Genomic DNA, 11,603 nt, shown 5'->3' with positions numbered 1-11,603 from the left:
CCGTGCCCGACGCTCCCGCCCTCCCCCGCGCCGCCCGACCCCCGCTCCGGCGAGCGCTCCGGACGCGGCTGCGGTGGGAGATCGCGATCGTCCTCGGCCTCTCCCTCGGGGCGAGCGCCGTGTACTCGGTGCTGCGGATCGTCGACCTGTCGACCCGCCCGGAGGCGCTCGGCTCGCAGAGCGCCACGATCAACCGGAGCCTGAACGACCGGCAGGTGTTCGACCTGCTGTACCAGCTGCTCGACGTCGCCACCGCCCTGGTACCCGTCGCCCTCGTGCTCTTCCTGCTGTGGCAGCCGGGGCGGAGCGCCTTCCGGCGGATCGGCCTCGACCTCGCGCGTCCCGGGCGCGACGTCGCCGCCGGGTTCGGGCTCGCGGCGCTGATCGGCGTGCCCGGCCTCGGCCTCTACCTCGCGGGCCGCGCCCTCGGGATCACCGTGGACGTGGTGCCGACCGCGCTCGACTCCTACTGGTGGACGGTGCCGGTGCTCGTCCTCGTGGCGCTCCGCGCGGCGCTGCAGGAGGAGGTGATCGTGGTCGGGTACCTCTTCACCCGGCTGCGGGAGCTCGGCTGGGGGCACGGGCGGCTGGGCGCGTGGAGCGTCATCCTGTCGGCGGCCGTGCTGCGCGGGAGCTACCACCTCTACCAGGGCTACGGGCCCTTCCTCGGGAACGTCGCGATGGGGGTCGTGTTCGGCTGGTGCTACGTGCGCTTCGGCCGCACGGCGCCGCTCGTGGTGGCCCACCTGATCCTCGACGTCGTCAGCTTCGTGGGCTACCCGGTCGCGCTGGCGCTCGCGCCGGGGCTCTTCGGCTGACCGGCGCCCGCGCGGCGACCGGGGGCGCTGCCCTGGCGGATCACCCGTGCCTGTGCCTAACCTGGGAATGCCGCACGACGAGGTGCGGCCGTATCTCGAGGAGATCTCATGGGCGACGCCGCTCATCCGTCCGGGGACCCCCGGCCGGCCGTCGACTACCTGGAGGTCGAGGACTCGGCCCGGTTCCGGGAGCTGAAGCGCGCGCACCGCAGCTTCGTCTTCCCGCTCGCCGTGGCGTTCCTCGTCTGGTACTTCGCGTTCGTGCTGCTGTCCGACTACGCGCACGACTTCATGTCCACGCCCGTCATCGGGAACGTGAACCTCGGGATCCTGCTCGGTCTCGGGCAGTTCGTCACGACGTTCGCGATCACCACCTGGTACGTGAGCCGGGCGAACTCCCGCTTCGATCCGATCTCCGCGGAGATCCGCGCGGACCTGGAGGAGCGGGAGCGCGTCGCGCTCGAGGGGCCGCGCGGATCGACGCCGCCGACCCGCCGGAAGGGCGGCCGACGGTGACCGCGCCGACCGTCGTCGTGATGGCGACGACGCCCGCGACCGACACGGGCGACCCCGTCCTCAACATCTCGATCTTCGGGGCGTTCGTGGTCATCACCCTCGTGATCGTGTTCCGCGCCAGCCGGAACAACTCGACCGCCGCCGACTACTACGCGGCCGGACGCTCCTTCACCGGCCCCCAGAACGGCACCGCGATCGCGGGCGACTACCTCTCGGCGGCGTCGTTCCTCGGGATCGTGGGGGCCATCGCGATCAACGGGTACGACGGGTTCCTCTACTCGATCGGGTTCCTGGTCGCGTGGCTCGTGGCGCTGCTGCTCGTGGCGGAGCTCATGCGCAACACGGGCAAGTTCACGATGGCCGACGTGCTGAGCTTCCGGCTCAAGCAGCGGCCCGTGCGTCTCGCCGCGGCGACCACGACGCTCGCGGTCTGCTTCTTCTACCTGCTCGCGCAGATGGCGGGCGCGGGCGGGCTCGTCTCGCTGCTGCTCGGGATCGACGACCGGCTCGGGCAGTCGCTCGTGATCGCGGTGGTGGGCGCGCTGATGATCGTCTACGTGCTCGTCGGCGGGATGAAGGGCACGACCTGGGTGCAGATCATCAAGGCGTGCCTGCTCATCGCGGGCGCCGCCGTCATGACCGTGTGGGTGCTGGCGATCCACGGGTTCGACGTGTCCGAGCTGCTCGGCGCCGCGGCGGCCGCGACCGACAAGCCCGTGCTCGAGCCCGGCAACCAGTACGGACTCACCGGGATCACGAAGCTCGACTTCCTGTCGCTCGCGCTCGCGCTGGTGCTCGGCACGGCGGGCCTCCCCCACGTGCTCATGCGCTTCTACACGGTGCCGACCGCGAAGGAGGCGCGTCGCAGCGTCGTCTGGGCGATCTGGCTCATCGGGATCTTCTACCTCTTCACCCTGGTGCTCGGCTACGGCGCGGGCGCGCTGCTCGGGAGCGAGCGGATCCTCGCTGCACCGGGCGGCGTGAACTCCGCGGCGCCGCTCCTGGCGCTCGAGCTGGGCGGGCCGATCCTGCTGGGCATCATCGCGGCGGTCGCGTTCGCGACGATCCTGGCGGTGGTCGCCGGCCTCACCATCACGGCGGCGGCGTCCTTCGCGCACGACGTGTACGGCAGCGTCATCAAGAAGGGGCAGGTCTCGGCGAACGGCGAGGTGCGGGTCGCGCGGATCACGGTGGTCGTGATCGGCATCGTCTCGATCGTCGCGGGCATCGGCGCGAACGGGCAGAACGTGGCGTTCCTCGTGGCGCTCGCGTTCGCGGTGGCCGCGAGCGCGAACCTGCCGACCATCCTCTACTCCCTCTACTGGCGGCGCTTCTCCACGCGGGGCGCGGTGCTCAGCATGTACGGCGGGCTCGGGACGGCGCTCGTGCTGATCGCGTTCTCGCCCGTCGTGTCGGGCGCGGAGACGTCGATGATCCCGGGGGCCGACTTCTCGTGGTTCCCGCTGAGCAACCCCGGGATCGTGTCGATCCCCGTCGGGTTCCTGCTCGGCTGGATCGGGACGGTGACGTCGTCGCGCAAGGAGGACCCGCTCGTCGCGGCCGAGATGGACGTCCGGTCGCTCACCGGGCACGGCGCGGAGAAGGCGACGGAGCACTAGCGGGCCGCGTCCCGGCCGGAGACGCCGCGAGGGCGGCGGGACCCGTGGGTCCCGCCGCCCTCGTCGGTGCGCGCGTGCGTGCGTCGTGCGTGCCGGATCGATCGCGTCGGATCAGGCGAAGGCCTCCGGCGGCGGGCAGGCGCAGAACAGGTTGCGGTCGCCGTACGCCTGGTCGATGCGGCGCACGGGCGGCCAGTACTTGTCGCGCACCAGCGTGGAGACCGGGTAGACGGCGCGCTCGCGCGTGTACGCGTGCGTCCACTCCCCCGCGATGACCGACTCGGCCGTGTGCGGGGCGTTCCTGAGCGGGTTGTCGTCCGCCGGCCACTCGCCCGCGGCGACGGAGTCGGCCTCCTGCTTGATGCCGATCATCGCCGCGATGAAGCGCTCGACCTCGGCGAGGTCCTCGCTCTCCGTCGGCTCGACCATGAGCGTGCCCGGGACCGGGAAGCTCATGGTGGGCGCGTGGAAGCCGTAGTCGACGAGGCGCTTGGCCACGTCGTCCACCGTGATCCCGGTCGCGGCCGTCAGCGGGCGCAGGTCGAGGATGCACTCGTGCGCGACGAGGCCGTCCTCGCCCGCGTAGAGGACGGGGTAGTGGTCGCGGAGGCGCGCGGCGATGTAGTTCGCCGAGAGGACCGCCGCGCCGGTGGCCTGCTTCAGGCCCTCGGCGCCCATCATGCGGACGTAGGCCCAGCTGATCGGCAGGATGCTCGGGGATCCGTACGGCGCGGCCGACACCGGGGCGCCGCCGTGCTCGATGGTGGACACGACGCCGTCCTGCACGAGCGCGTGGACGTTGCGCTGCGCCTGCGGGTGGCCGGGCAGGAAGGGCGCGAGGTGCGCCTTCGCCGCGACCGGGCCGACGCCGGGTCCGCCGCCGCCGTGCGGGATGCAGAACGTCTTGTGCAGGTTGAGGTGCGAGACGTCGCCGCCGAAGTCGCCGAAGCGGGCGAAGCCGAGCAGCGCGTTGAGGTTCGCGCCGTCGACGTAGACCTGGCCGCCGGCCTCGTGCACGGCGTCGCAGATCGCGCCGACCTCGTGCTCGTAGACGCCGTGGGTGGAGGGGTACGTGATCATCAGCCCGGCGAGCTCGGCGCGGTGGGCCGCGATCTTCGCGCGCAGGTCGTCGAGGTCGACGTTCCCGAGGTCGTCGCACGCGACGACCACGACGCGCATGCCGGCGAGCACGGCGCTGGCCGCGTTCGTGCCGTGGGCGCTCTGCGGGATGAGGCAGACCGTGCGCGCGTCGTCGCCGTTCGCGAGGTGGTAGCCGCGGATCGCGAGCAGGCCCGCGAGCTCGCCCTGGCTGCCGGCGTTCGGCTGGAGGCTCACGGTGTCGTAGCCCGTGACGTCGGCGAGCCAGGTCTCCAGCTGGAGGACCAGCTCCAGGTAGCCCTCGACGTCGTCAGCGGGAGCGAAGGGGTGGATGGCCTGGAACTCGGGCCAGGTCACCGCCTCCATCTCGGTGGCGGCGTTGAGCTTCATGGTGCAGGAGCCGAGCGGGATCATGCCGCGGTCGAGCGCGTAGTCCTTGTCGGAGAGGCGCTTGAGGTAGCGCATCATGCCCGTCTCGGAGCGGTGCGTGGAGAAGACGGCGTGCGTGAGGTACTCGCTCGTGCGGATCGAGCCCGAAGGGATCGACGACAGGTCGCCTGCCGCGCCCTCGTCCTCCGCCAGCTCGGCGCCGAACGCGCGCGCGACGACGGCGAGGTCCTCGGGGCGCGTGGCCTCGTCGACGCTGAAGCCGAGGGTGTCGGCGTCCACGCGGAGCAGGTTGACCCCGCCCTCCGCGGCGGCGGCGAGGATCTCGTCGGCGCGGCCGGGCACGGAGACGCGCACGGTGTCGAAGAACGCGGCGTGGATCGGCTCGACGCCGACCGTCGCCAGCGAGCGGACGAGGCGGCGGGCGCCCCGGTTCGCCTGGCGCGCGATCACGCGGAGGCCCTTCGGCCCGTGGTAGACCGCGTACATCGAGGCCATGACGGCGAGGAGGACCTGCGCCGTGCAGATGTTGCTGGTGGCCTTCTCGCGGCGGATGTGCTGCTCCCGCGTCTGCAGGGAGAGGCGGTAGGCGGGGTGGCCGGCCGCGTCCTGGCTGACGCCGACGAGGCGGCCGGGCATCTGGCGCTCGAGGCCGGCGCGCACGGCGAGGTAGCCCGCGTGCGGACCGCCGAAGCCCATGGGCACGCCGAAGCGCTGCGACGTGCCGACCGCGATGTCCGCGCCGAGCTCGCCGGGCGAGGTGATCACCGTGAGGGCGAGCAGGTCGGCGGCGACGACCGCGAGGCCGCCCGCCTCGTGCACGCGGGCGATGACGGCGCTCGGGTCCCACACGCGGCCGGAGGCGCCGGGGTACTGGATGAAGGCGCCGAACGCGTCGGGCAGCTCGGCGGGATCCACCGTCGCGAGGTCGTGCGCGACCAGCTCGATGCCGAGCGCGGCGGCGCGGCTGTCGAGGAGCGCGCGCGTCTGCGGCAGGGCGTCGGCGTCGATGAGGAAGACGGGCGTCTTGGCCTTCGAGGCGCGGCGCGCGAGCAGCATGCCCTCGACGACGGCCGTGGCCTCGTCGAGCATGGACGCGTTCGCGGTGGCGAGGCCCGAGAGCTCCGCGACCATCGTCTGGAAGTTGATGAGCGCCTCGAGGCGGCCCTGCGAGATCTCCGGCTGGTACGGCGTGTAGGCCGTGTACCAGCTCGGGTTCTCGAGCACGTTGCGGGTGATCACGGCGGGCGTGATCGTGTCGTGGTAGCCGAGGCCGATCATCGAGGTGCGCACGCGGTTGCGGCCCGCGATGCGGCGGAGCTCGGCGAGGGCGTCGCGCTCGGTCGCCGCCTCGGGCAGCACGGAGTCGCCGTCGGTGCGGAAGCGGTCGACCTGGATCGTCTCGGGCACGGCCTTCGCGAGGAGGGACGGGATCGAGTCGTGGCCGAGGACGCCGAGCATGGTGGCGCGGGCCTCGGAGTCGATGCCGATGTGGCGGGCGCCGAACGCGCCGGGCGCGAAGGCCGAGGACTCCTCGGCGACGTCGGGCGCGGCGGACGGAGCGGGGGTGGCCGGGCGGGTGCCGGCGTCGACGGCGGTCACTCGCCCACCAGCGCGACGTACTCGTCGTGGCTGAGGAGCGCGGGGAGCGCCTCGAAGCGCACCTTCACGAGCCAGCCGGCGCCGAAGGGGTCGCTGTTGACGAGGTCGGGCGAGGCCACGACGTCGTCGTTGACCTCGGTGACCGTGCCGTCGATGGGCGCGAACAGCTCGCCGACCGACTTGGTCGACTCGATCTCGCCGACGACCTCGCCGCCGGAGAGCTCGTCGCCCACGGCGGGCAGCTCGACGAAGACGACGTCGCCGAGCTTGTCGGCGGCGTAGGCCGTGATGCCGACGGTCGCGACGTCGCCGTCGACCTGCACCCACTCGTGCTCGGCGGTGTACTGGAGGCTGGTCTGGTCGGTCATGCGGTGGCCTTTCGCGAGTAGAAGGGGAGGGTCACGACGGTGGCGGGCACGCGCGTGCCGCGGACGTCGACGGCGAGGCGCGTGCCGGGGGCGGCGAGCGAGGGATCCACGTACGCCATGGCGACGGGGTGGCCGAGCGTGGGCGACAGGGCGCCGCTCGTGACGGTGCCGACGGGCGCGACGGCGCCCTCGGTCGCGTCCATGACGGCCTCGAGGCCGGCGGCGGAGTCGCCCGCGGCCTCCTCGGCGTAGACGGGGTAGTCGGCGCGGGGCGCGCGGCGGCCCTCGGTGACGAGCCCGACGAGCACGCGGGCGACGGGATCCGGGCCCCTCTCCACGGCGGCGCGCCCGCGGAAGTCGCCCTCCTTGGCGAGCGCGACCACCTTGCCGAGGCCGGCCTGCACGGGCAGCGTGTGGAGGCCGAGCTCGTGGCCGTAGAGCGGCATGCCCGCCTCGAGGCGGAGCGTGTCGCGGCAGGCGAGGCCGGTGTCCAGGAGACCGAGCGGCGTGCCGGCCGCGACGAGCGCCTCCCACAGGGCGACGGCGTCCTCGGTCGCGACGTACAGCTCGTAGCCGTCCTCGCCCGTGTAGCCGGTGCGGGCGACGAGGACGTCCTGGCCGGCGAAGCGCGCGGCCGTGGCGCGGTAGTAGCGGAGCGCCTCGAGCGGCGTCTCGGTCTCGAGCCCGGCGGTGGTCTCGAGGATCGCGCGGGACACCGGGCCCTGGACGGCGATGAGCGCGACGTCGTCGCTCGCGTCGTCGACCTCCACGTCGTCGCGGCCCGCGGCCGCCTCGGTGAGGACGGCGAGCACGGGGTCGTGGTTGCCGGCGTTGGCGACGACCAGGAAGGACTCCTCGCCGGTGCGGTAGACGATGAGGTCGTCGACGATGCCGCCCGAGGGATCCAGCAGCAGCGTGTACTTCGCCTGCCACTCGGCGATGGCGGACAGCTCGCCGGCGAGGACGGAGTCGAGGAACGCGGCGGCTCCCTCCCCCTCGACGGCGATCTCGGCCATGTGCGAGATGTCGAAGATGCCGGCGGCCTCGCGCACGGCGCGGTGCTCGGCGAGGTCGCTCGTGTAGCGCACCGGCATGAGCCAGCCGGCGAAGTCGGTGAAGGAGGCGCCGGCCGCCTCGTGCACGGCGTGCAAAGGGGATCGGCGGGGCGGGGCCGCGGCCGCCGCGGCGGGCGCGGTGTCGGCGGGTGCGTCGGTCATGGAGTCCTCCGGTCTTCCCCGGCTCGGACGCCGGATGCGGGACTCCCCCTCTGTCATGGGCCTGAGAGCTTCGCGCCGTCCGAGGACGGTGCTTTCACCGTGGGCGAGCCGTGCGGGACGGCTGCTTTTCAGAGTGGCCAGTGCATCGCGGTACGTGGACCTGAGAGATTGGCGGGGAGGCTTGCTCCTTCGGTGCTCCCGGAGGAGCTCTCCCGCGATGCGTGCGCGGCCGTGTTACGCGTCCCAGCATATCGAGCGGGACGTTTCCGCCGTGTGACGATTCCCGGCCGATCCCCTCCGCCGGACGCGACGACGCCGCCGCGTCCGGGAGGACGCGGCGGCGTCGGGTGGTCGGGTCGACCCGCGGGATCAGATCGCGTCGGGCGAGGGCGCGGCGGGGGCCTGCGGCGCGCCGTCCTCGTCCTGGTCGATGACGCGGCGCACGTCGTCGGCGAGCTGCGCGACGCCCTCGGGCATCATCTCGAAGCCGTCGGTGGTGCCGACGTTGATGACGAGGCCGGTGCCCTCGGGGATCGCCTGGACGAGCTCGGCGGCGGGGATCGTGGCGACGTGGTCGGCGACGCTCGTCACCTTCTCGTCGATCCGGTCCTCGTGCGTGAACGCGGCGAGCATGGGCACGCCGTCGCGGTCGAAGAGGACGGGCTGCAGCTGGTCGGTCTCGGGAGTGAGGGGCGTGGCGGTGGGCACCACGACCGTCGTGTTGATGAACTCCGTGAGGACGGCGGTCATGTCGGACTCGCCCGCCTGGCCGCGCGCGATGGCCTGCTCGAGGGGGGTGGGCTCTCGGTCCTGTGAATCGGTCATGCCCCCATCGTGCCCGATCCGGCGGGGCGGCGGCTGATCGCGGCGGCCGGGCCGGGCGTCGTCGCGGCAGCGCGCGGAGTTAGGATCGTCTCTTCCACCCGCCATCCGTCCCGAGGGGAGACGCCCGTGTCGATCGGACGCCAGCGCCCCCGGGGCGAGCTCGAGGCCGCCATCATGGACGCCCTGTGGGACGCCGACGAGCCGCTGACGGCCAAGGACGTCGTCGCCCGCATCGCGGATCCGCGCCCCGCGCTCACGACCGTGCTCACGGTGCTGGACCGGCTCGGCCAGAAGGGCCTCGTCACGCGCTCGGACGAGGCGCGCGCGCTCACGTTCGCGCCCGCCCGGTCCCGCACCGACCACGCGGCGTCGCTCATGTCGGGCGCGCTCGCGGCCACGAAGGACCGCGAGGCCGCGCTGCTGCGCTTCGCCGGCACGCTCGACGGGGACGACCTCACGGCCCTCCGCCGGGCGCTCGGCGGGGACGACCGGGCCTAGGCCCGTCCCGTCCGGCGCTAGCGCGGGTCGTCGGCGCCGTCGTGCGGTCCGCCGACGCTCTCGCCGTCCTCGCCCGGGAACCGGCGCGACGACCGGCGCACCACGCCGACCACCACGAGCACGGCGGCTCCGAGGATCACGAGGCCGATGAGCAGGAAGACCCAGACGGGCGTGGACTCGGCCGTCTCGGCCAGCGGCACCGACGCGCCGGACTGCGCGTCCGAGGTGGGCGCGGGCGCCGCGGACTCCGTGCCCTGCGTGGTCATGGTGCCCTCGGGCTCGGGCGTCGCGGTGGCCGCGCTGCCCGCCCAGGCGTCGCCGCAGGCGGGGGCCGCGAGGATCGCCGGGGCGCCCGTCGTGTCGCCCGTCGGCGCGTAGGTGAAGGAGTAGGTGCCGTCGATGGGGTGGCTGTCGCTCGAGACCGCGCGCCAGGTGACCTGGTAGGTGCCGGCCGTGCCAAGCGCGATGCGGGTGGTGGCCGTGGATCCGTCGACCGCGATGCAGCCGTCCTCGTGGAAGGAGCCGTCCGAGGCGTTGACCACCTGGATCGCGAAGCCCGACGCCTGCGCGTCCAGCGCGAGGAGCTCCTCGCTGAAGTCGAGCGCGATGGTGCCGGGCTCGTCCGTGACGGTGGCGTCGGCGGCGGGGGTGGATCCCACGAGCCGGTCGTGCGCGGACGCGGCGCCCGCCGGGATGAGCGCGCCCCCGAGCACCAGCGCGGCGGCGCCCACGGCGAGCGCGGCGCGACGGAGGAGGGACGGGGTGCGGGGGTGGTGCGGAGACGCCATGGGTCCATCATCCCCTGCGCCCGGGAGCCGGAGAAGTTGACCCGACGCAACGATGTTCGCCTCCCGGTCACCTCCGGTCCTCCTCGCGACCCGTATTTCAGCGGAACCTGAAATGCACCCTCACCAGGGGCCATCACCGAGGAGACCCGCACCCCCATGACAACCACCCCCTCCCGGACGCGTCGCCGCGTCCTCCCGATCGCCGCGGCCGCCGTCGCCGCGACGATCCTCCTGCCGGCCGGCGCGTTCGCCGCCGGCATGGCGCTGTCGCAGAACGGCGGCGCCCAGCGCCTCGCCGGTGACCAGACCGCCCAGATCCGCTCCGAGATCAAGAACGCGTCCGCGAAGAACGTCATCCTCCTCATCGGCGATGGCATGGGCGACTCCGAGATCACCATCGCCCGGGACTACGCCTACGGCGCCGCCGGCCGCCTGCCGGGCCTCGACGCCCCGCCCCTGACCGGCCAGTACACGACGTACTCGCTCGAGCGCAGCGGCGAGCGCAAGGGCAAGCCGGACTACGTGCCCGACTCCGCCGCGACCGGCAGCGGCTGGGCGACCGGCACGAAGACCTACGACGGCGCGATCAGCGTCGACATCGACGGGAAGCCGCAGGCGACCCTCACCGAGATCGCGAAGGCTAACGGCCTGCGCACCGGCGACGTCAGCACCGCCGAGATCCAGGACGCCACCCCGGCGGTCCAGGTCGCGCACGTCGACAGCCGCTCCTGCTACGGGCCCGACTCCGCCTCGTGCGGCGACGACGCGCTCGCGGCCGGCGGCCTCGGATCCATCAGCGAGCAGCTGCTCGACACGCGCCCCGACGTCACGTTCGGCGGCGGATCCGCGAGCTTCACCCAGACCGCCAAGGCCGGGCGCTACGAGGGCCAGACCCTGTTCGCCCAGGCCGACCAGCGCGGCTACCAGGTCGTCCAGGACGCCGCCGGCCTCGCCGGCGTGACGACCGCCGACCAGACCGCGCCCGTGCTCGGGCTGTTCACCCCCGGCAACTTCCCGACGCGCTTCGCGCCCACCCCCGCGACCGTCGGCGGCGCCGACCTCGCGCCGGTGACCTGCACCGACAACCCGGAGCGCCTCGGCAGCGACCTCTCGCTCCGCACGCTGACGGACAAGGCGATCACGCTGCTCGACACGAAGAAGGCCGGCAAGGGCTTCTTCCTCCAGGTCGAGGGCGCCAGCATCGACAAGCAGGACCACGCCGCGAACCCCTGCGGCCAGATCGGCGAGACGCTCGACTTCGACGAGGCCGTCCAGTCCGCCATGGCGTTCGCGAAGAAGGACGGCAACACGCTCGTCATCGTCACGGCCGACCACGCGCACTCCAGCCAGATCGTGGACAACACCCCGCCCACCTCGCTCAGCGCCGCCGTGCGCACGCTCGAGGGCGGCGTGATGAAGCTGTCCTACGGCACCGCGGGCCTCGGCGGCTCGCAGCAGCACACGGGCACGCAGGTCCGCGTCGCGGCCTACGGCCCGGGTGCGGCGAACGTCGTCGGCCTCACCGACCAGACCGACACCTTCTTCACGATGGCGAACGCGCTGAAGCTCGACCGCGGCACGGCAGCGCTCAGCAAGGGCGCGTCGGTCGTCGCGAGCGACTACCGGCCCGACCGGGGCGAGGAGATCGCCGTCACGGGCAACCGCTTCGCCGGCGACCGCCAGGTGACCCTCACGACCTCCGCCGGGGACCTCGTCGGCACCTACGACGTCGTCGACGGCAAGGTCGTCATCCCGTTCACGGCCCCGGCCACGAGCGGACCGCTCACCCTCACCCTGACCGGGGTGCAGACGGGCAAGGTCGTCACCGCCAAGGTGACCGTCCGCTAGCACGGAGCTCCGCCACGGG

General features: G+C 73.2%; 10 protein-coding genes and 2 riboswitches. Of the genes, 5 read left to right on the top strand and 5 right to left on the bottom strand.

Features of this window, described 5'->3' with window-relative positions; all coding sequences use genetic code 11:
* The first annotated feature begins 2 nt into the window (after positions 1-2).
* From FGI33_RS02180 to FGI33_RS02170, 3 genes are all read left to right on the top strand, one after another.
* Positions 3-818 (top strand): CPBP family intramembrane glutamic endopeptidase, encoded by an 816-nt coding sequence (locus FGI33_RS02180; RefSeq protein ID WP_119433808.1) that lies wholly within the window; start codon positions 3-5, stop codon positions 816-818.
* A gap of 108 nt (positions 819-926) precedes the next feature.
* A complete protein-coding gene (locus FGI33_RS02175; protein ID WP_119433809.1) occupies positions 927-1,334 on the top strand; it encodes a DUF485 domain-containing protein in 408 nt (135 codons plus the stop codon).
* Positions 1,335-1,354: 20 nt separating this feature from the next.
* Positions 1,355-2,953 carry a solute symporter family protein gene (locus FGI33_RS02170; RefSeq protein ID WP_119433818.1) on the top strand — a complete coding sequence of 533 codons (1,599 nt, stop codon included), beginning with the start codon at positions 1,355-1,357 and terminating at the stop codon, positions 2,951-2,953.
* A 111-nt stretch (positions 2,954-3,064) separates the two neighbouring features.
* Here the strand turns inward: FGI33_RS02170 and gcvP are convergent, their stop codons facing one another.
* The 4 genes from gcvP to FGI33_RS02150 form a co-directional block, all read right to left on the bottom strand.
* The gene (gene gcvP / locus FGI33_RS02165; protein WP_119433810.1) at positions 3,065-6,040 is read right to left on the bottom strand and encodes an aminomethyl-transferring glycine dehydrogenase; all 2,976 of its coding nucleotides are present in this window, start codon (positions 6,038-6,040) and stop codon (positions 3,065-3,067) included.
* A complete protein-coding gene (gcvH, locus tag FGI33_RS02160; RefSeq protein WP_119433811.1) occupies positions 6,037-6,408 on the bottom strand; it encodes a glycine cleavage system protein GcvH in 372 nt (123 codons plus the stop codon). Before gcvH ends, gcvP begins: the two co-directional genes overlap by 4 nt.
* A complete protein-coding gene (gene gcvT, locus FGI33_RS02155) occupies positions 6,405-7,625 on the bottom strand; it encodes a glycine cleavage system aminomethyltransferase GcvT (RefSeq protein WP_119433812.1) in 1,221 nt (406 codons plus the stop codon). Before gcvT ends, gcvH begins: the two co-directional genes overlap by 4 nt.
* Before the next feature lie 43 nt (positions 7,626-7,668).
* Positions 7,669-7,762: riboswitch (glycine riboswitch) on the bottom strand.
* A 1-nt stretch (position 7,763) separates the two neighbouring features.
* A riboswitch (glycine riboswitch) is annotated at positions 7,764-7,850 on the bottom strand.
* 144 nt (positions 7,851-7,994) lie between these two features.
* Positions 7,995-8,450, bottom strand: coding sequence for an SseB family protein (locus tag FGI33_RS02150; protein ID WP_104237184.1), 456 nt, complete (start codon positions 8,448-8,450; stop codon positions 7,995-7,997).
* A gap of 126 nt (positions 8,451-8,576) precedes the next feature.
* Between FGI33_RS02150 and FGI33_RS02145 the strand changes: the two genes are divergently transcribed.
* Complete coding sequence (locus FGI33_RS02145) at positions 8,577-8,948, top strand: BlaI/MecI/CopY family transcriptional regulator (RefSeq protein ID WP_086521928.1); 372 nt, start codon at positions 8,577-8,579, stop codon at positions 8,946-8,948.
* 17 nt (positions 8,949-8,965) lie between these two features.
* Here the strand turns inward: FGI33_RS02145 and FGI33_RS02140 are convergent, their stop codons facing one another.
* Positions 8,966-9,736 carry a copper resistance CopC family protein gene (locus FGI33_RS02140; RefSeq protein WP_119433813.1) on the bottom strand — a complete coding sequence of 257 codons (771 nt, stop codon included), beginning with the start codon at positions 9,734-9,736 and terminating at the stop codon, positions 8,966-8,968.
* Between the two features lie 156 nt (positions 9,737-9,892).
* Between FGI33_RS02140 and phoA the strand changes: the two genes are divergently transcribed.
* The gene (phoA, locus tag FGI33_RS02135; protein ID WP_119433814.1) at positions 9,893-11,584 is read left to right on the top strand and encodes an alkaline phosphatase; all 1,692 of its coding nucleotides are present in this window, start codon (positions 9,893-9,895) and stop codon (positions 11,582-11,584) included.
* The last annotated feature ends 19 nt before the right edge of the window (positions 11,585-11,603 follow it).

It is taken from the genome of Clavibacter phaseoli (genome assembly GCF_021922925.1).
Classification (GTDB): Bacteria; Actinomycetota; Actinomycetes; order Actinomycetales; family Microbacteriaceae; genus Clavibacter; species Clavibacter phaseoli.
This window is presented reverse-complemented; position numbering and strand designations above follow the sequence as displayed.

Excerpts from the sequence above, each read along its gene's own strand:
- FGI33_RS02175 (WP_119433809.1), top strand. The coding sequence starts at position 927 with ATGGGCGACGCCGCTCATCCGTCCGGGGACCCCCGGCCGGCCGTCGAC.
- FGI33_RS02170 (WP_119433818.1), top strand. The coding sequence starts at position 1,355 with ATGGCGACGACGCCCGCGACCGACACGGGCGACCCCGTCCTCAACATC.
- gcvH (WP_119433811.1), bottom strand. The coding sequence starts at position 6,408 with ATGACCGACCAGACCAGCCTCCAGTACACCGCCGAGCACGAGTGGGTG.
- gcvT (WP_119433812.1), bottom strand. The coding sequence starts at position 7,625 with ATGACCGACGCACCCGCCGACACCGCGCCCGCCGCGGCGGCCGCGGCC.
- FGI33_RS02150 (WP_104237184.1), bottom strand. The coding sequence starts at position 8,450 with ATGACCGATTCACAGGACCGAGAGCCCACCCCCCTCGAGCAGGCCATC.
- FGI33_RS02140 (WP_119433813.1), bottom strand. The coding sequence starts at position 9,736 with ATGGCGTCTCCGCACCACCCCCGCACCCCGTCCCTCCTCCGTCGCGCC.
- phoA (WP_119433814.1), top strand. The coding sequence starts at position 9,893 with ATGACAACCACCCCCTCCCGGACGCGTCGCCGCGTCCTCCCGATCGCC.